This window comes from Pseudotabrizicola sp. L79, assembly GCF_036553525.1.
In the GTDB taxonomy this organism is placed as follows: Bacteria; Pseudomonadota; Alphaproteobacteria; order Rhodobacterales; family Rhodobacteraceae; genus Pseudotabrizicola.
The window spans coordinates 66,576-85,772 of the sequence record NZ_JAZHDA010000057.1 but is presented as its reverse complement, the minus strand read 5'-3'; the positions used below and the strand labels follow the sequence as shown (position 1 = coordinate 85,772).

At 60.5% G+C, this 19,197-nt stretch carries 18 protein-coding genes and 1 tRNA gene; 12 read left to right on the top strand and 7 right to left on the bottom strand.

What is annotated here, in order from left to right; genetic code table 11:
- Window positions 1–3: 3 nt before the first annotated feature.
- From V3C85_RS18630 to fabI, 5 genes are all read right to left on the bottom strand, one after another.
- Window positions 4–1,875, bottom strand: a complete 1,872-nt coding sequence (locus V3C85_RS18630; RefSeq protein ID WP_331797019.1) for a peptidyl-prolyl cis-trans isomerase — start codon at window positions 1,873–1,875, stop codon at window positions 4–6.
- An 87-nt stretch (window positions 1,876–1,962) separates the two neighbouring features.
- Window positions 1,963–3,141, bottom strand: a complete 1,179-nt coding sequence (locus V3C85_RS18625) for an aminotransferase (protein WP_331797017.1) — start codon at window positions 3,139–3,141, stop codon at window positions 1,963–1,965.
- Between the two features lie 146 nt (window positions 3,142–3,287).
- Window positions 3,288–3,791, bottom strand: coding sequence for a xanthine phosphoribosyltransferase (gene gpt / locus V3C85_RS18620; protein WP_331797015.1), 504 nt, complete (start codon window positions 3,789–3,791; stop codon window positions 3,288–3,290).
- A 105-nt stretch (window positions 3,792–3,896) separates the two neighbouring features.
- Window positions 3,897–4,511: a LysE family translocator gene (locus V3C85_RS18615; protein ID WP_331797014.1), complete on the bottom strand. Its 615-nt coding sequence runs from the start codon at window positions 4,509–4,511 to the stop codon at window positions 3,897–3,899.
- Window positions 4,508–5,329, bottom strand: a complete 822-nt coding sequence (gene fabI, locus V3C85_RS18610; RefSeq protein WP_331797013.1) for an enoyl-ACP reductase FabI — start codon at window positions 5,327–5,329, stop codon at window positions 4,508–4,510. Before fabI ends, V3C85_RS18615 begins: the two co-directional genes overlap by 4 nt.
- A 118-nt stretch (window positions 5,330–5,447) precedes the next feature.
- Between fabI and pdxH the strand changes: the two genes are divergently transcribed.
- The 4 genes from pdxH to V3C85_RS18590 all read left to right on the top strand — a co-directional run bounded on the left by pdxH (window position 5,448) and on the right by V3C85_RS18590 (window position 7,291).
- Entirely contained in the window at window positions 5,448–6,065 is a 618-nt protein-coding gene (gene pdxH, locus V3C85_RS18605) for a pyridoxamine 5'-phosphate oxidase (protein ID WP_331797012.1), read from the top strand.
- Between the two features lie 113 nt (window positions 6,066–6,178).
- Window positions 6,179–6,718, top strand: coding sequence for a cold-shock protein (locus V3C85_RS18600; protein ID WP_331797011.1), 540 nt, complete (start codon window positions 6,179–6,181; stop codon window positions 6,716–6,718).
- On the top strand, window positions 6,682–7,173 hold the full coding sequence (locus tag V3C85_RS18595; protein ID WP_331797010.1) for a DUF192 domain-containing protein: 492 nt from the start codon (window positions 6,682–6,684) through the stop codon (window positions 7,171–7,173). The genes V3C85_RS18600 and V3C85_RS18595 overlap by 37 nt, the downstream gene beginning before the upstream one ends.
- A gap of 41 nt (window positions 7,174–7,214) precedes the next feature.
- Window positions 7,215–7,291 (top strand) — tRNA-Pro (locus V3C85_RS18590).
- An 89-nt stretch (window positions 7,292–7,380) separates the two neighbouring features.
- On the opposite strand, the gene V3C85_RS18585 is transcribed toward V3C85_RS18590, so the two are convergent.
- Together V3C85_RS18585 and V3C85_RS18580 are read right to left on the bottom strand one after the other, a co-directional pair.
- Window positions 7,381–9,117 (bottom strand): ATP-binding protein, encoded by a 1,737-nt coding sequence (locus tag V3C85_RS18585; RefSeq protein WP_331797008.1) that lies wholly within the window; start codon window positions 9,115–9,117, stop codon window positions 7,381–7,383.
- A 12-nt stretch (window positions 9,118–9,129) separates the two neighbouring features.
- Window positions 9,130–9,753 (bottom strand): heme NO-binding domain-containing protein, encoded by a 624-nt coding sequence (locus tag V3C85_RS18580; protein ID WP_331797007.1) that lies wholly within the window; start codon window positions 9,751–9,753, stop codon window positions 9,130–9,132.
- 439 nt (window positions 9,754–10,192) lie between these two features.
- Here V3C85_RS18580 and V3C85_RS18575 point away from each other — a divergent pair, with 439 nt between their 5' ends.
- The 8 genes from V3C85_RS18575 to V3C85_RS18540 are packed head-to-tail and all read left to right on the top strand — an operon-like array spanning window position 10,193 to window position 18,968.
- The gene (locus V3C85_RS18575; protein WP_331797006.1) at window positions 10,193–11,365 is read left to right on the top strand and encodes a PP2C family protein-serine/threonine phosphatase; all 1,173 of its coding nucleotides are present in this window, start codon (window positions 10,193–10,195) and stop codon (window positions 11,363–11,365) included.
- On the top strand, window positions 11,362–11,706 hold the full coding sequence (locus V3C85_RS18570) for an STAS domain-containing protein (RefSeq protein WP_331797004.1): 345 nt from the start codon (window positions 11,362–11,364) through the stop codon (window positions 11,704–11,706). The genes V3C85_RS18575 and V3C85_RS18570 overlap by 4 nt, the downstream gene beginning before the upstream one ends.
- 17 nt (window positions 11,707–11,723) lie before the next feature.
- A complete protein-coding gene (locus tag V3C85_RS18565) occupies window positions 11,724–12,116 on the top strand; it encodes an ATP-binding protein (protein ID WP_331797003.1) in 393 nt (130 codons plus the stop codon).
- 49 nt (window positions 12,117–12,165) lie between these two features.
- Complete coding sequence (locus tag V3C85_RS18560; protein WP_331797002.1) at window positions 12,166–13,899, top strand: DUF3131 domain-containing protein; 1,734 nt, start codon at window positions 12,166–12,168, stop codon at window positions 13,897–13,899.
- A gap of 20 nt (window positions 13,900–13,919) precedes the next feature.
- Window positions 13,920–15,044, top strand: a complete 1,125-nt coding sequence (locus V3C85_RS18555; RefSeq protein WP_331797001.1) for an acyltransferase — start codon at window positions 13,920–13,922, stop codon at window positions 15,042–15,044.
- Window positions 15,041–16,870 carry a glycosyltransferase family 2 protein gene (locus V3C85_RS18550; protein ID WP_331797000.1) on the top strand — a complete coding sequence of 610 codons (1,830 nt, stop codon included), beginning with the start codon at window positions 15,041–15,043 and terminating at the stop codon, window positions 16,868–16,870. Before V3C85_RS18555 ends, V3C85_RS18550 begins: the two co-directional genes overlap by 4 nt.
- Window positions 16,867–18,225: a DUF3131 domain-containing protein gene (locus V3C85_RS18545; RefSeq protein WP_331796999.1), complete on the top strand. Its 1,359-nt coding sequence runs from the start codon at window positions 16,867–16,869 to the stop codon at window positions 18,223–18,225. The genes V3C85_RS18550 and V3C85_RS18545 overlap by 4 nt, the downstream gene beginning before the upstream one ends.
- Window positions 18,222–18,968 (top strand): hypothetical protein, encoded by a 747-nt coding sequence (locus tag V3C85_RS18540; protein ID WP_331796997.1) that lies wholly within the window; start codon window positions 18,222–18,224, stop codon window positions 18,966–18,968. Before V3C85_RS18545 ends, V3C85_RS18540 begins: the two co-directional genes overlap by 4 nt.
- Window positions 18,969–19,197 lie beyond the last annotated feature (229 nt).

The window sequence follows — 19,197 nt, the reverse complement described above, 5'->3', positions numbered from 1 at the left end:
AAATCAGTTGAATTGGGCGTGGATGGCGTTGATCACGGCCTGATCCAGCGTCAGCGTCGCCTCGTTGGTCATCGCATCGGTGAACAGCGACAGGGCATCTTGCGACACCGCCTGTTCCAGCTGAATGGCAATCGCCTCTTTCAGCGCGGTGGCATCCTCGCCCTCTTGCTCGGCCGGGGTGATGCTGTCCAGCTGCACAACACCGGTAAAGCCCGGGCCTTCGATCACCTGCAACGCCCCCGGCTGCATGGCAAAGATCGCCGGCATCAGCGCAGGGGGGGCGCCGTCGACAAAGCCTTCGCGGGCAATTTCAACCGTGCGGTCGACGATGCCAAAGCCCGCGAGCGAGGCCCCGGCCTCGACCGCCGCCTTGATCTCGATCGCGCGATCCGACAGGGCCTTGGCTTCGGCATCGGCCAACCAGGCCTGGGCCACCAGATCGGTTGCCTGATCAAACGGGATCGGGGTAGGGGGCACGATTTCATCCAGCCGCAGGGCCACGACACCGCCATCGTCCAACAGCACGGCCTCGGGGAAGTCGCCCTCTTGCAGATTGGCCGCCGCTTCGCGGAACTTGGGATAGGCTGCCATGCCGGCAGGGGCCTCATCCGCCACCACGAAATCCATCGTGCCCAGGGTCAGGCCCTGTTCCTGGGCCAGATCCTCAAGCGAGGCCCCCCCGGCCAACAGATCGTCAATCGCCTCAACCCGGTCGGCAATCGCCCGACGCGCTGTGTCGGTCTGGATTTCAAGCGCAAGATCGGGCTTGGCCTCGTCAAAGGTGACTTCCTGCGCGGCCAGGATGGCATTCATCCGAAACAGCGCCGGGCCAAAATCGCTGTCCAGCGGGCCGACGACACCGGGTTCGCTCAGGGCAAAGACGGCTTCGCCCGCCGCACCCAGATCTTCGGCCGCGACATCGCCCAGATCGATGTCGTTCAACTCCAGCCCGCGCTCGGCCACCAGCGTTTCAAACCGCTCGCCCGCATCCAGACGGGCCTTGGCGGCCTCGGCGTCCTCTTGCGACGGGAACACCAGCCGCTCGACCAGCCGCTTTTCCGGCTGCACGAATTCGGCGATGCGTTCGTCATAAAGACGGCGCAGGGTGGCGTCATCGACGGGCTGGCTGTTGGCAATATCATCGGGCAGCAGCGTGGCAAAGGTGATGCGCTTGGCCTCGGGGGCGGTGAAACGGGCAATATTTGCGTCGTAATAGGCCTTCAGATCATCATCACTGGGCGAGGGCAGGGGGCTTTCCAGATCCGCCAAGGTCAGGCGCAACAGCGAAAAGCCGCGCCGTTCGGCCACCCAGCCATAAAATGTATCGACCGCCGACTGTGGCGCCGCAAAGCCGCCCGCCACAGCCCCGGTCAGCAACTGGCGGGCCAGATCGGCGCGCAGGTCGGCCTCGAACTCGGTTTCGGTCATGTTGGCGCGATTCAGGGTAAAGCGATAGGCTTCACGGTCAAAGCTGCCTTGGGTGCCGTGAAAGGCTGGCGTCTCGCTGATTTGTGCGGCCACGGTGCCATCCCCAACCGACAGACCCAGCCGGGCCGCTTCGTTATCCAGCGCGGCCTGGGCCACCAGACCGGTCAACACACGCCGGTCAAGCCCAAGGCTTTGCGCCTGCGTCAGCGTGACATTGCTGCCAAATTGCGCCGAAAGGGCCTGCAATTCCTGCTGCAAGGCACGGGCGTATTTATTGGCTGAAATCTCACGATCACCCACCGAGCCGATGGCCGTGGCCCCGCCCGAGAAATTGGTGATGCCAAAGCCGCCAAGGCCCACCACCAGCATCGCCATCAGCGTATAGACGACGATCTGGCTGCCCTTGCCCTTTTTGCGCGGGGTGGAGTCTTCGTGTTCTTTGGCCATGACTTTTCCCTTTGGGAAGCGGGCAATTGCCCCGGTTTTGCGATTGTCTAAAGGGTTGGGCCGCCCCCGGCAAGGGCTGCCAGAGGGTCAAGGGTGAAAGCTGGCAAGGCGGCGAAAGACCTCGGCAATGCCCGCGGTATCCACATTGGCAAAGGCGATGCGGATCTGCCGCGCCCCCGCCGCGGATCCGGGCGGCTGAAACATCGTGCCCGGCAACATCAGCAAGGAAAGTTCGCTGACAAACCGCTTGCACAGCGCATCCGAAGGCACGTTGTAGGGATGCTCGACATAGGCAAAATACGCCCCGCAGCCCAAAAGCTTCCAACCCTGCAACTGCTCAAAACCTGCAACCATCGCCTGCCGCCGCGCCAGGATCTCGGCCCGCTCGCCGGCCACCCATTGGCTCAGGTTCCGCATCCCCCAAAGGGCCGCGATCTGGCCCAGCTGGCTGGGGCAAATGGCAACGGTATCAAGGAATTTCTCAACCTCGGCCAAGCGGGCGGTGCTGGCCACAATGGCCCCCACGCGATGCCCGGTCAGGCGGTAAGCCTTTGAAAAGCTGTAAAGCTGGATCAGCACCTCATCCCATCGGGGATCCGTAAACAGATCATGCGGGCGCCCTGTCCGGCTGTCAAAATCGCGATAGGTTTCATCCACGATCAACGCCAGCCCATGCGCCCGCGCCAGATCGCGAAATGCGGCCAGCGTCGCTGCCGGGTATTCCACCCCCCCCGGATTGTTGGGCGACACCAGCACGATGGCCCGCGTCTTCGGCGTGATCAACGCCGCCGCCGCTGCGGCATCGGGGATCAGCCCATCGCCGGTTTCCAGTGGCACCGCGGTGACGGCCTGCATGTCCAGCCACATCTTGTGATTGAAATACCAGGGCGTCGGCAAGATCACCTCATCCCCGGCCCCGGCAAGCGTGGACATCACGGCAGTAAAGGCCTGGTTGCAACCTTGGGTGATCGCCACCTGATCAGCGCCGATCTGCCCGCCATAGGCGCCTGACCATTGCGCCGCGATTTCATCGCGCAAGGCCTGCAGGCCCAGAACCGGGCCATAAAGATGCGCGGCATCATCGGTCAACGCCGCGTCCGCAATGGCCTTGCGCAAGGCCAAGGGCGGAGGATCCACAGGCGCGGCCTGGCTGATGTTGATCAAGGGGCGGTCAGCCGGAAACACGACGCCTTGCAACCAGCGCCGCGCCTCCATCACCGGGGGGGCTTCGGTGGCTTGCATGGCGGGGTTAAGCGGCAGGGTCATCGTTTCACTTTCCTGAGGCGTGGAAGCGGGGGTTTTCCACCCCCGCACCCCCGGAGAGTATTTGGGCCAAGATGAAGCAGAAGGTTCCTTCATCTTGGTAAAAATACTCTCGGGGGTCAGGGGGCGGAAGCCCCCTGCGGGTGCGGTCAGTCGGTGCCGCGGAAGGGTTGGACATATTGCAGGGCCATATCCCACGGAAAGAAGATCCAGGTGTCCTGGCTGACTTCGGTGATATAGGTATCAACCTGCGGTTTGCCCGACGGCTTGGCATAGACGGTTGCGAAATGCGCCTTGGGGTAAAGCTGACGCACCAGCTCCAAGGTCTTGCCGCTGTCGACCAGGTCGTCAACGACCAGAACTCCGGTGCCGTCTCCCATCATGTCGGCTTGCGGGGCTTTGAGCACCTTTGCCGCAGTTTGCGACTGGTGGTTGTAGGATTTGACACTGATCGTATCGACCACCCGGATGTCCAGTTCGCGGGCGACGATCATGGCGGGCACAAGGCCGCCGCGGGTGATGCCGACCACGGCTTTCCATGCGCCATCATCGGGGCCCTTGCCATCCAGTCGCCAGGCAAGCGCGCGGCTGTCGCGGTGCATCTGGTCCCAGCTGACGTGGAAGCCTTTTTCATGGGGCAGGCGGTCAGTCATGATGCGGTCTCCTGTTGCAGAGGGGGCAGGCGGGGCCAGATGCCGGGCGGCTGTGCCGGGCAAGATCGCGGCGCCCGGATCCGGGCGCCAAGATAGCGGCAGGTGTCATGTCAGGGCAACCTTGGCCCCCAGCAGGGCCAGAAGGGTGCCAAAGCTGCGGTCGATCACGGTTTTCAGGCTGATGTAGCGCGCGCGGGTGCGGTCGAGCGAGAAGATGCGGGCCACGAGGATATTCCAGACAGTCTCGTTCAAAAAGATCACGCACAGAAGTGCGGCATAGACCCATGCCGGGGTCTGGGGGGGCACGGTGCCCAGAAAGATGGCAGAGAACATCACCGCCGGTTTTGGGTTGGCGAGTTGTGTGAACAGCCCAAGGCGAAAGGCCGACGCCGCCGAGCGCGGCACTTTGGTTCGTGCCGTGGTATCCAGCGGGGTGCGCGCGTCTTTCCACAGGTGCCATGCCATCCAGATCAGATAGCCGCCCCCCAGGATTTTCAGTGCCCAGAGCAGGGCCGGGGCGACGGCGAAGACGAGGTTCAGCCCGAACATCGCGGCTGATGCCCAGACCACGGCGCCAAGCCCGATGCCTGCCGCCAGAAAGGCGCCGGTGCGAAAGCCCTCGGTCAGGCCGGTGCGGGCGGCCATCAGCACGGCGGGGCCGGGGCTGATGGCGGCAAAGAGCGACAGACTGGCGAATGCCAGAAAAGCCGCGAGCGTCATTCCTTGCGACCCGTGACCACGTCGATATCGGGCGCATCGACGGCCTTCATGCCGACGACGTGATAGCCCGCATCGACATGCAGGTTTTCCCCGGTGGTGCCGGTGCCCAGATCAGACAGCAGATACAGCGCGGCTTTGCCGACTTCTTCTTGCGTCACGTTGCGGCGCAGGGGCGAGTTCAGCTCGTTCCATTTCATGATATAGCGGAAGTCGCCGATGCCACTGGCGGCCAGGGTCTTGATCGGGCCGGCGCTTATGGCATTGACGCGGATCGCATCTTTGCCAAGGTCTTCGGCGATGTATTTCACCGAGGCTTCCAGCGCGGCCTTGCACAGGCCCATCACATTGTAATGCGGCATCACCTTTTCGGCGCCGTAATAGGTCAGCGTCAGCAGGCTGCCGCCGTTTGGCATCAGCTTGGCTGCGCGGGCGCAGACAGCGGTAAAGGAATAGACCGAGATATCCATCGACATCAGGAAATTCTGACGGCTGGTTTCGACATAGCGGCCGCGCAGTTCGTTCTTGTCGGAAAAGCCGATGGCGTGAACGACGAAATCGATGGTGCCCCATTCCTGTTCCAGCCAGGCAAAGAGGTTGTCCATCGACTCTTCCGAGGCCACGTCACATTCGAACAGCATCGGCGTGCCGATCGAGGCGGCCAGCGGCTCGACCCGTTTCTTCAGCGCCTCGCCCTGATAAGAGAACGCCATGGTTGCGCCTTGGTCGGCAAGCGCCTTGGCGATGCCCCAGGCGATAGACTTGTCATTGGCCAGCCCCATGATGAGACCGCGTTTGCCCGCCATAAGCCCTGTTGACATTCAAAACCCCTCGCCCACTTTGCATGCGTTAGGCTTGACGTGTAGGCGAAAGGCAAGGCCCGTTCAAGGGTTGGGCCGCGTGGGTTTGGCCGGCAAGGGCCGGGAAGGAAGAAACAGCATGGACCGGGGTGGAATTTTTGCGGGCGATGACCCGTTTGTGATCGCGCAGAATTGGCTGGCCGAGGCCGAGGGCAGTGAGGTGAATGACCCCAATGCCATTGCGCTGGCCACGGTGGATGCGGCGGGGCTGCCCAATGTGCGGATGGTGCTGCTGAAAGAGATCGAGGCCGAGGGCGGGGGAGAAGGGGCCTTTGTGTTCTACACCAATTACGGTTCGGCCAAGGGGCGCGAAATCGAGGCCAGCGGCAAGGCAGCCTTTGTGATGCACTGGAAATCGCTGCGCCGTCAGATCCGGGTGCGTGGGACCGTCACGCGCGAAGACGGGCCGAAAGCCGATGCCTATTTTGACAGCCGCAGCCTGAAAAGCCGGCTGGGCGCGCTGGCCAGCGACCAGTCGCAGCCTTTGTCCAGCCGCGAGGCCCTGATGGCCAAAGTGGCCAAGCTGGCGGTCAGTGAGGGCCTGAGCCCCAAGCGGCCTGCGCATTGGGGTGGGTTTCGGATCGACCCGGTTGAAATTGAATTCTGGGCCGATGGGGCCTTTCGTTTGCATGACCGCTTCCGCTGGACGCGTCAGGGGGCAGGGTCTGGTTGGCAGGTGGCGCGGTTGAACCCATGAATTTCACGCTTCGTGAATTGATGATGGCCTCAAAAACGCCCGTTTTGGGCTTGAAACTCTCAGCGTGATGGAACAATGACTAATTTCGGGTCAATCTGGGGAACGGCCTTTACATGACTGAAGATGACACTGTCCTGCGCGTCCTAGATGGGCGGGTCAAATGGTTCGACGCAACCAAGGGTTTTGGTTTCATAATCTCGGATGAGTCAGAAACTGACATTCTTTTGCATGCCAATGTTTTGCGGAACTATGGGCAAAGCACGGTAGCTGATGGGGCAGGCATTCGCGTCAAGGTGCAGGCCACCCAACGCGGTGTTCAGGCTGTAGAAGTGCTGGAGGTTCAGGCGCCCGTGGTGGTGTCAGTGCCCCTGAGTGACGAGCAATCGGAAGTTGACGCCGCAACTTTGGCGGCATTGCCGCTGGAGCCCGCGCGGGTCAAGTGGTTTGACAAGGCCAAGGGATTTGGATTTGCCAATGTCTTTGGGCATCCTGAAGATGTGTTCATCCATATCGAAGTCTTGCGCGTGTCCGGCTTTGCTGATCTGCAGGCTGGTGAGGCGGTCAGCCTGAAAATCATTCAGGGCCGTCGCGGGCGAATGGCGGTACAGGTGATGTCATGGGAAGCAGCGGCACGGGTTGGTCAACAGGCCTGATCTTGGGTGTGGCATTGATGCTGGGCGCAAGTGCGGCGCAGGCGGCTGCGTGCCGAGCAGATGAAGTCGTGTTGCGCTGGCCCGGTGGGCAGGCGCGGTTTGCGGTTGAAGTGGCCGATGATGCCGCCGAGCGCAGCCAAGGCTTGATGCATCGCGAAAAGATGGCGCAATCGGCGGGCATGTTGTTCGTTTACGAGGCGCCGCAGCGTGCCAGCTTTTGGATGGCCAACACCTTGATTCCGCTGGACATGATCTTTGCCGACGCCCAAGGCCGTGTCACCCGTGTGCATGAAAACGCCATTCCGCAGGATCGCACGGCTATCGAGGGCGGCGATGCGGTGCAATTCGTGCTGGAAATAAACGGTGGTCTGGCGCGGCGTTTGGGCATTGGCGAAGGCGCAGAACTGCGCCACCCGGCGATTGTTGATGCCGCTTGGCCTTGTGCTGCCGAATAGGGGTTTTCAAGCGCCACGGCATTCGCTAGGAAGCGCTCAGTCGGGGCGTAGCGCAGCCTGGTAGCGCGACGGTTTTGGGTACCGTAGGTCGAGAGTTCGAATCCCTCCGCCCCGACCATCTTCAAAGACTTCAACCATCTACAAAGACAGTGTGGTTAACCGCTGCCAAGGGTGCTGATCCGCCAGCCCGTGCCGCAAGCAGACAGATCAGCGCCGCAGGATGGTTTCAAGTTCGGCCACTTTGGCCGACAGTTTGTGGGCGGTTTCGCTGACACTTGCGTTGGCAAGGTGGGTCTTGCGGTGTTCGATCTGGCTTGCCCAATCGGCCATTTCTTCAAACCCCAAGGCAAGGCAGGCACCTTTGACGGAATGGGCCTGAACCCTGACTTCCTCATCATCCCCGGCGCTGTCGGCGGCCACCAACTTATCCAGCCGGCTGGTGGTGTCAGAGACGAATTTCAGCGCAAGGTCATCAAGCCCGTCATGCGAGAAGAATTCGAGCAGCTTTTCAGCCACTTCGGGCGCCATCCAGTCCAACAGGGTTGGTTTGGTCGATGCCGCCGGATCGGCCTTGGCAGGGGCTGCCTCTGTGCTGTCGGGCAGGGGGCGACTCAGGGCCTTTTCCAGGGCGCTTTGCAGTTCTGCAAAGGGGATGGGTTTTGACAAGATCCGGTCAATGCCCACAAGCCGCGCTTCTTCTTCGATCGCGTCCATCACATGTGCCGTCAGCGCAAAAATGGGGGGGATCGACTGGGCGGGCCAAGTGTCCCGGATACGCCGCGTCGCCTCTAGCCCATCCATTTCGGGCATCGCCACATCCATCAGGATCAGGTCGTATTTGCCGGGGGCGAATTTTTCCAGCGCTATGTGGCCGTTTTCGGCCAGCTCGGCCTGCAGATTCATGCGCGCGGCATAGGTCAACAGCAGCTTTTGGTTGATGATGTTGTCTTCGGCGATCAAGACACGTTTGCCCGCGATGTTGGTGGCGATCGGGCTGGTATCCTGAATGTCTTGCTCGACATCGTCGGACTGCATCGCCGACACGACCGCCACGGGCAATTCAAACCAGAAGGTCGAGCCTGCGCCTGGGCAACTCTCGACGCCTATATTGCCGCCGATTCCGTCAATGATGCGTTTGCAGATGGCCAGTCCCAGACCAGTGCCTTGCGCGGCCGAGGTCAGCGGGTTGGCGATCTGAGAGAAATCCTTGAACAGGCTGGTGAATTTTTCTTCGGGGATGCCGATGCCCTGATCTTCGATCTCGACGCGCAACAGCACCCCCTTTTCATGGGGGGTGGCGCTGGCGCGCAACGTGATCGGGCCTTCGGTCGAATAGCGCAAGGCATTGCTGACAAGGTTTGAAATCACCTGACGAATGCGCGTGGCATCGCCCAGAAACAGCTTTGGCACGCTGCTGTCGATCTTGGCGATGATCGTGCGGTTTGCGCCCTTTTCGTGCGAATTTGACAGGATGCGCACACTTTCAACCAGGGCGCGAATATCCACATGCTCTTCTTCAAAGACAAAGACCCCGGCCTCCATCTTGGAAAAGTCGAGCACGTCGTTCACGATGCGGCTGAGCGCATTTCCCGCGGCCTTTGCGTAATTCAGCAGTTCCAGCTTGTTCGGGTCTTGCTCATCCAGGGTCAGCAGATCGATCATCCCCAACAGGCCGCCCAGGGGGGTTCTGATCTCATGGCTCATCGTTGCGACAAAGCGGCTGCGCGCGGTCGAGGCGGCTTCGGCCCGCTCTAGCGCGCGCTGCAACTCCTCGGTGCGTTCCTGAACGGCCAGTTCCAGCCGCGACGAATGCTCACTCAGCGCCTTGTTGGCCTCAAACAACTCCCGGCTTTTGCTCTCCAGCAAGGACTCGGCTTCGGTGCGGGCCAATCGTTCGCGCCGATACCGCTTGCGTGATACAAATTCCTCGGGAATTTCAGACATGACGGCCGTGCCTTATGGGGTCAGTGTGATCTTGAAGTCGGTGGCGTGGTCGTTGGACGGGTGCGGCGCGCTGGCGATCTCGCCCGTTTCGTTGAAATGCAGCAGGCAGGCCTCGATCATGCCGTGGCAAAAGGCGGCCAAGGGGCGGGGGGAGTCATACGTCATGTTCAGCTCGTTGGGTGCGGCACGCGTGGTGTCGAACCTTGGCAATTCGGCATCGGGATACAGCTTGCGCACCTCGACGTGAATTTCGCGCTCCACCGACTCCAGCAGGGCAAAGGCGCTGTCCTTGGTCTTGAACACCTCGGGGTAGTGCAGGGCGAAATGCTCTAGCATCCAGTGCCCAAACTTTTTCTGCAAGATTTCGGGGCTAAGACCCGAGTGATCGCTGAAGGCCGTGACGATCTTGACAAGGTCAGAGCAATGATAGCTGCCGACCGCCGTAAAGGCGCCATCGTTGTCAAGATCGGCCTTATCCAGAACATCATCGACAACATCTTCTCCAAAGGCCTCCTCTGCCATTCGCAGCAGTTCAACGAACACCACACCCTTCATCGCCAGCCCTTTCCAGATCAACCTTGTTTCGGTCTTGTCGCGTTGAGGTTTATCAAGCGGCAAGCCCTGGCGAAAGTCCATGGTCGTTGGATCAGACGTAAGGGCAGTTTGGGCCGACAAAATGGCGCTAAATTAGCATAAATCTGAGGAATGCGGCGAAACTGTGCAATCTTGGCGTGTATTGCGGGCAGATCGGTTCTGCCTGCAATTTATTTTTGTTCCCCCGCTGCGACGGCATTAGGGGCGGAATTGACACCAATTCGCCACGGTTGAACCGGATTGTCGCCGTTATCCACCCCTATCTCTGGCAACCGTGGGTGGAGTTGGGATAATCATGCACAATACTGATGGCGATCTACACGGTGTTTCTGTCGCGTCAGGGCGTCGCAAGGCGCAAAGTTTCGTGCTTGATGGCCTTGGTTCTCAAGTCGATCATCGGAATAGAATGTGTGGTGTCAGCAACGATGTCCTTTCCCCTTGTGCGATCAATTCGGGACGTCGGAAGAAAATGACACCGGCTTTGAGTATCATCGTTGCCGAAGATAACATCGTGCAGCGCACCTATCTTGCGCAGGTCATTGACCGCCTTGGCTATCATGCCATTCCGGCCGAAGACGGAGAAGAGGCCCTGGCCCTGGTCAAATCGACCGGCGCGCAGATCCTGATCAGCGATTATCAGATGCCCAAGCTGAACGGGATGGACCTGACCAAGGCCGTGCGCGCGCTGGATCTTGATCACTATGTCCACATCATCATGATCACCAGCAGCGATGATGATGTCGTGCGCGCCGAGGCGTTGGAGGCGGGTGTCGATGATTTCCTGTCAAAAGACCGGCATCCCGCCCGGTTGACGGCGCGGTTGCGCGTGGCCTCTCGGCTGGTGCATCACGCCTATGAACTGGCCGAACAGCATCGCATCCTGAAGGAAAAGAACGACCGGATCGAAGCCGATCTCAAGGCAGCAGCATCGGCGCAGCGCCAGCTTTTGCCCGATATGCACAAGGAAATCCACGGCATTCGCATCGCTTCGGCCTTTCTGCCCTCGGCTGTGGTGTCGGGCGACATGTTCGGTTGTGTGCCTTTGTCGCCCACCAAACTGGGGCTTTATGCTGTCGATGTGTCGGGGCATGGCATTCATGCTTCGTTGTTGGCGGTGGCCATCGGCCATCTGATCACGCCCGAATATTTTGCCAGCACCGCTTTGGGCCCAGATGGCAAGCCCGACCCTGCCGCCCTTGTTCTGGATCTGAACGCGCGGTTCGGGGCATCGGACAATGACGATTACTTCACCATGTTCTGTGGCATCTTTGACAAAGACACAGGGCGGCTGGATTTTTGTCAGGCGGCCTATCCGTCGCCCTTTTACTTTGGTCCAGAAGGCGAGTCGCAGCTTTTGGGCGATGGCGGCTTTCCGGTTGGCATGTTTCCGGACGTTCCCTATGAGAACCACTCGATCCTCTTTGAGGAAGATGCGTGGCTTGTCATCTGCTCGGATGCCGCCCCCGAGGCCGAGGATCAAAATGAAACGCCCTTTGGAAATGACCGCTTGCGCGCCCTTGTTGCGCGCAATCTGGGGGCAGGGGCCGATGCTTTGCCCGACATCATCGTTCACGCCTTGCGGACGTGGCGCGGTGGTCGGGCGCTGGAAGACGATTTGACCGTGGTGGCCTTGAAAAGGAAGAAAACGACATGATTCACTCCACCAAACATGATCCTGATATTGTGGTGGTCCGCCCCGGCGTTGACCGGTTGACCGCGATCAACGCACGCACCTTCAAGGAAGAGGTCGTGGCGCTGATCGACGACGGATCGACCCGCATCCTGATTGATTTCAAGGATGTCAGCTTTATCGACTCCTCGGGGTTGGGGGCGTTGACGGGGGTTCTCAAGAAAATCGGTCACAAAGGCGATCTGGTCGTCTGCGGGCTGAACGCCGATGTCGAACAGATGTTCCGCATTTGCCGGATGGACCGCGTTTTCACCATTCTGCGCGATGTGCAAAGCGCCGTGCAAACCATGAGCGAAAACCAGTGACCCCGATCGCCTTCCATATGCCAAAACAGCTTGAAGCGGTCGATCCCATGGTTCTGACCCTGAAACGTCATGTGGAAGGTGTTCTCGCCGATGAGGCCCTGTTCCGTTTTGACATCTGCATCAGTGAGACCCTGACCAATCTGGTCTTGCATGCCCAGACCGATGTTGCGGATGCCGCGATCGACGTGATCCTTGACTGTGATCCGGCGCGCGTGGTGGCCGAGATCTATGACCCCACGGGTGCCAAGGCCTTTGATATCCGCCAGCAGGGCTGTGATCTGGCGCAGGTTGACCCGATGGCCGAAGGCGGGCGCGGTTTGGGGCTGATCCGCGATTGCGCGGATGCCCTGGATTACGGCCCGGTGAATGACCGCAATCGCCTGAAACTGACCTTTGAGGCCAGATCCTGAAAGCGCGGGCTGCGTCAGACGGCCCCTCTCTCTTGACCGGAGTAAGCAGATGAAATCCGAAAACCGCGTCACGTCACTGGCAAAGGGCACCGTCCTTGCCCTGGCACTGGCCAGCCCCGTGGCTTTGGCCGCGCAGACCGAGGTCGAAGGCCAGACCCATATCCTGACCATCGACAATGCCGCGATCACGGCAACGGGGCAGCATAGCGTCACGATCCGGTCAGACTCGCCGCTGTTCATTGATGTCGATGGCGCCGCCGCCAAGACCTGCAACCGGCGTGCCGGCACGATGTCAAAGCCGCATTTCGGGCGCAACGGCGCCTTGACCGAGCGTGAATCCCAGATGGCGCGCATCGCCTGGTCCTATTTCGAAAAGCGCTATCAGCCAGAAACCGGGCTGGTCAACGCGGTTGGCTCTTACCCCTCGACCACGCTGTGGGATACGGCCTCGTATCTCAGCGCCCTGGTTGCGGCCTATGAGTTGTGCGTGATCGACAAGCGTGAATTCGACACGCGGGCGACCAAGCTGATCAACACCCTGCGCAACCTTGATCTCTACAAGGGCGAGGCGCCGAACAAGGTGTATAACACCGCCACCGGGGCCAAGGTGAACTATGCCAACGAGGCAGGCGAAGTGGGCATGTCGGCGCTGGATATCGGGCGCATGCTGGTCTGGCTGCGCATCCTGAAAGAGCGTCACCCGCATCTGGCCAACAGCGTCGATAACGTGCCGATGCGCTGGAACTTTTGCAATCTGGTCAATGAAGACGGCCGGATGTTCGGGGCGTTCAAGAAGGGCGACGGCTCGACGCAATATGTTCAGGAAGGCCGCCTTGGCTATGAAGAATATGCCGCCAAGGGATTTGCGCTGTGGGGCTTTGACGTGGACCGCGCCATGTCGCCCGAGCCGCTGGCCTATACCACGATCTATGATGTGAAAGTGCCCTATGATGGCCGCGATCCGCGCATCTTCAAGAACCAGAACTATGTGCTGACCGAAGGCTATCTGCTGGATGGTCTTGAGATGGGCTGGGACATGCCGTCAGACCGGACGAATGATGGCATGACTGCCAGCCATGGCTGGCGCGCGGAATTTGCCAACCGCATCTATCTGGTGCAGCAGCGCCGCTATGAACAGACGGGCATCATCACCGCCCGGTCCGAGCATCAGGTCGATGGCAAACCCTACTTCGTCTATGACTCGATCTTTGCCGATGGCTATGCCTGGAACACGCTGGACCCAACGGGCGAATACCAGCCCGACCGCGCGGCCATCGCGGCCAAGGCGGCGGTGGGCCTGTGGGCCCTGTGGGAAACCGACTATACCGACCTGCTGTTTGAAAGCGTGGCCGACCTTTATGATCCCGAGATGGGCTTTTACGAAGGCCTGTATGAAAACGGCAACGGCTATATCCCGCTGCAAACCGCCAACAACAACGGCATCATTCTGGCGGCCTTGCTGTATAAGGTGCAGGGGCCGATCCTGCAACAGGTCAGCACCAATGCGCAATATTGGGATACGGCCAATGCCGGCACCGATCTGCGCGACAACAAATGTCATCCTCGGATGATGGAAAAGGTTGTGCCGTGCTGCGCCTGTGACAACCCGGCCCGGCTTGACCCGGTGATCCCGCTGGAAGAATTCCTGTATTGCCGACCGGTGCCGACCGATGGTGAAACCGCCGCAACCGACTGCCGGACAGAGTTGCACAATCTGGCCCCGCCCGAGCCGCGCAAGGTGCTGGCCACCTCTTGCCCGAAACCGGAAGGCACCACACCATGAGCGGGTCAAGCAAGCCAAGAATGGTCTGGTTCGATGCCAACCGCGTGTTTGCGGCGATGGGCGTCGTGTTGATCCACTCCTCGACCGATTTCGCGGGCCAGCCCTTTGCCGAAGCCGAAGCCTCGGCCCGGTTGTTGCCGGTGTTCCTACGGTCGTTGGGAGAATTCTCGGGGTCGGAGATGTTCTTCCTGTTTTCGCTGTTTCTGATGGCGATGCGGGTGGACAAGAAAATGCCCAGCTATTCCAGCGCCATCGGCACACAGGCGCAGCGTCTGCTGGTGCCCTTTGCCTTTTGGGTCGTGTTCTATGCGTTCTTCCGGCTGATAAAGGCCGATGCCTTCAACTATGCGCCCTATATCTGGGATCAGGTCACGCAGGTGCAAAGCTGGTTTGGCTATTTCCTGCTGGGCAAGGTGCAGTATCACATGCACTTTTTGCCAACCCTGTTTGTCCTGTTCCTGTTCTATCCGCTGATGCGGGGGGCCACGCGCTATCCGGTGCTGGGGCTGACCTTGTTTGTCACTCTGGGCATCATGAACAACACCCAGGGCTTTATCTGGGGTCTGGGGCTAGAGGCCGAGTTGCGCGATTATATCCTGCGCGCGATCAAGATCCTTGGCTATGTCGGCTATGGCTTTGCGGCCTTTGCGCTGTATGGGCTGTGGAATGATGGCATTCCGCGCGGCGAGTCCCGCCTGTTGCGGCGCGGCGGGCTTTACTTTGCCGGGCTGGCCTATGTTGCCACCATTCCCTTCTTTGCGGTGGCGGTGCAAACCGGCGGCTGGGGCATTCGCAGCGGCTGGGATTTCTACGGCCATTTCCTGATGCCGATCTGCATCTTTCTGATCTTTCTGGGCGGGCAGTATCAGGAATGGTCCCCGCGCTGGTCGAAACTGGCCAAGTTCACCTTTGGCGTCTACCTTGTGCATCCGGCGGTGATTGATCTGTTTGACATCGCCCTGTTCACCTCGGGCCTGTTCGAGATGATGTCGCCCACGGCCATCGTTCTGCTGCGCTTTGCCGTGGCTTTGCCCGCGTCCTTCCTGGTGGCGCTGGGCCTTTCACGGATCAAGCCTTTGGCATGGACAATCGGCCTTGGGCCGACCCCATGGGAGGCACGCAAGGCAAAGGTGGCCAAGGTATGATCACGGATGACTATTTCCTCAAGTTCGAGGACCGCGTTCCGCCCAAACCCCTGACCTATTCGGCCTTGCGCGAAAGCCTGTGGCAGTTTCTGGCCACCGTCGCGCTGGTGGTGGGGGGCTGGTATATCTGGTGGCGCTGGGCACATTCGCTGAACCCCGAGGCGATGTGGTTCGCCGTGCCGCTGGCCCTTGCCGAAACCTTCGCCTTCTTTGGGATGGTGCTGTTCGTCTTCAACCTGTGGAAGGACGAGCCCGTCAAGCTTGAGGCCCCGCCAGCCCTGTTGGGCGATGTTGACCCGAACCACCCCGAGAAAGACCGGCAGATTGTGGTGGATGTGATGTTCGCCACCTATAACGAAGACCCCGAGCTTGTGCGCCTTGGCATTCAGGATGCCAAGAAGATGACCTATCCGCATCCGATCGACGTTCGGATTCACATTCTGGACGATGGCCGCCGCCCCGAGATGAAGGCCGTGACCGAAGAAGAGGGGGCGAATTACATCACGCGCAGCACGAACGAAGGCTTCAAGGCCGGAAACCTGCGCAATGCGATGGAACAAACCTATGGCGACTTTCTGGTGATCTGTGATGCAGACACCCGACCGTTTCCGACGCTGTTGGAACATACGCTGGGCTATTTCCGTGACCCCAAGATGGCCTGGGTGCAGACCCCCCAATGGTTCTACGACCTGCCCGAAGGCGAGTCTTTGCCCGCCCGGCTGAAAAGCTGGTTTGGCGCAAGGGGCGAGGCCTTTGGCCGTGGCGTGGAAAAGCTGATCGGCCCGGTGACGGTGGGGGCTGATCCCTTCGTCAATGATCCGCAGATGTTTTACGACATCATCCAGCGCCGCCGGAATTGGGTGAACGCCTCTTTTTGCTGTGGGGCAGGGTCTGTCCATCGGCGCGAAGCGGTGATGGAGGCCGCCTTGCGCAGCTTTGGCGCCAAGGTCGAACAGCGCACCTGGGCGGTCGAGGAAAACATCACCGTCTCCAGCAAGGAACGCGAAGTGGCGCCCGAACTGATGCGCGCCATCAAGACCGAGGCCGCCGCAACCGAGGCCGTGACGCCCTACAAGTTTCACGTTTCGGAAGATATCTTCACCTCGATCGTGCTGCATGCCGACCGCGAGCGCGGCTGGAAATCGAAGATGCACCCGATCATCGAAAGCAAGATGCTGTCGCCGCAGGATCTGCTGACATGGACAGTGCAGCGGTTCAAATATGCCGGGGGCAGTCTTGATATTCTGGTCAATGACAACCCTCTGTTCCGCAAGGGGCTGACCTTTCCGCAGCGGCTGATGTATGGCACCACGTTCTATTCCTATCTGGCGCCGATCTGGAACATCGTCTTTCTGTTTGCGCCCGTGGTCTATCTCTTGACCGGCATCTCGCCCGTCTCGGCCTATTCCAGCGAATTCTTCCTGCATCTGATCCCGTTTCTGGTGACACTGGAACTGGCGATCATGGTGGGCACCTGGGGCGTGGCGGGCTATGCGGCCAAGGCCAGTTACCTGTCGTTTTTTCCGCTGGGTCTGAAGGCCATCATGACGGTGGCCCGCGGGGAAAAGATCTCGTTCAAAGTGACGCCCAAGGTGCGGCAGTCGGGCAATTTCCTGCGCTTGGTGCAGCCCCAGATTGCCGTCGTGGGGCTGACCCTGTTCGGCGCGGTTTGGGCAACCGGCGCACTCTTGCTGGGTGACACCCCCCATTCGGCCAGCGGTGTCGTGGCCAATATCCTGTGGGGCCTGAACAATTGCCTGGCCATGAGCGGCATCATCGCTGCCGCCCTGTGGCAACCAACTGAAACCAAAGAGGCATCCCTATGAGCTTTCGTGAAAACCTGATAAAGGCCAGAAGCCACATCATCTTTCTGGTGGCGCTTGGGTTTGGCCTTGCCGTGGTCATCAGCTTGGAAAAAACCGTGACGCAGACTTCGGCCGATGGCCCGACAGCGGCTGAACAGCCCGCAGCCCCCCCTGAAAAGACGTCGGCCATGTCGGCTTTTGATGACATCACCCCCCTGCCATTGGCCATCGTCGGCGAAAGCTCGCCCGAGGATCTGGACTATGCGCGGATCGCGTGGCGCTACTTTGAAAACAACACCGACCCCAACACCGGCCTGGTCAATTCGGCGGACAAATACCCCTCGACCACCATGTGGGAAACCGGCTCGTATTTCGTTGCGGTGATTTCGGCCGATCTTTTGGGCATCATCGAACCTGACGTGGCCAAGGCCCGCATTTCCAAGGCTTTGGATACGCTGACGGTGATGCGCCTGTTCGATGACATCCTGCCGAACAAGGCCTATCATGTGCAGACCGGCGAACTGGTCGATTACAACAACAAGCCGGTCGAGCGTGGGCTTGGCTGGTCAGCCCTCGATATTGCGCGGATCGTCGGCGCCTTGGGGCATGTCGAGCATAACTACCCAGACCTTTCGCCAAAAATTGCGGCGCTGATGCAGCATTGGGATCTGGCGCAGATGGTGTCTGATGGGCAATTGATCGGTGGCAATATGGCCGATGACGCCCTGCGCCGCGATCAGGAAGGCCGCGTCGGCTATGAACAATATGCAGCCAAGGCCATGATGCTTTACGGCTATGACATGTTCCGCGCCTATAACGCCGACGAGCATCTGATGGTGCAAGAGGTGCAGGGCCTGCCGATCCCGGTGGATGACCGCCTGCACCGCAACGTGACCCCCGCCTTTGTGGTCAGCGAGCCTTATGTTTTTGATGGGCTGGAATTCGGCTTTGATGCGCGCTCGCACCGGTTTGCGACGACGATCTATCAGGCGCAAGAGGCCCGGTTTCGCGAAACAGGCGTGCTGACGGCGGTCAGTGAATCCCATCTCGATGAAGCCCCGTATTTCGTCTATTCCTCTGTCTGGGGCGGCGGTGCGCCCTGGGCCGTGATGACCTTTCGCGGCGAACGGCTGGACAGCAAGCGCACGGTGACCACCAAGACGGCTTTTGCCTGGTATGCGCTGTTTGGCACCGATTACGCCAAGGAACTGATCACAGCCCTGGCCCCCTTGGGCGACCCGGAACGGGGCTGGCCCGAAGGGATCTATGAAATCGACGGAACCCCCAACAAGTCGGTGACGACCAATACCAACGCCGTGGTGCTGGCGGCACTGGCCTTTCGCGCCCATGGCCCCTTGATCAAGGCCAAGCCATGACGCAGCGGCTGGTCGTTGGTCTGTGCCTTGCGGGCCTTGCGCAAGGCAGTGTGGCGGCCGCAGAAACCTGTGTGGGGGCGGGCTTTGACCAGCCCTTTCCGGGGGCGACGGCTGTGGTCACCCGTCAGGCCGATGTGCCGACACCGCAGTTTCCCGGCCTGTGGCAAGAGGGGCTGATCGGCGGATATTTCTACGAACTTTACGCCAATGGCGAGGCCAGTTTGAAGGCTGACCCCGCGGGTGAGGCGTGGCAAATCACCGTGGATTGCAAAGAGGGCGCCTGTGCGCAAACCGTGCAAGGCAACCCGCCGGACGGGGCCAGCCAGATTGCAGCGCAGCTTGGCCAGTGCCTTGTGTCGCCCGTCGTGACCCCCATCCTGGCCGACCCCGTCCCCGCCGAAGCCCCCCCCGAAGCCCCTGTCGAAGCATCTGCCGAGGCCGCACCAGTGGTGGCCGAAGCCCCCGCCGAGGTGCAACCCACCCCCGTGCCCCCGCCCGAAGAGGCCAAGCCCCCCTGCGGTCTGGCCACGCTTCCCGCGGCAGATCCGGGCACGACGCTACAGCTTTTGCTGGTGGCCGCCGGGGCCGATCCGGGGCCGATTGACGGCATGCCCGGCCAGAACACCATGAACGCCTTGGCCAGCATCTTGGGGCAGGGCGCAAAGGCGATGGCGATCGACGCCGCAATTTCCGCCCTCGATGCCCATCTGTGCGCTATGCCATCGGGTGCGCCGACCAAATAGGCCTTGGTTTTCGCAGGGGCTGGCGCGTTCAACCTCGCGCTGCTGTGATGGCCTTCTGCTGGTTCTGACGCCTCGCTTGATTTGAATCAATGCGAAAGCCAAGACGCAGCCGCAATGCTTAGGGTGTAGATGTCGGGCCGCTGCATCAGCTTTGCAAGCGGGCGTGACCATTGCGCCCATGGCGACAGCAAATGGGTAACCGGGGTCGGTCCGATCAGGGCAACCCCAG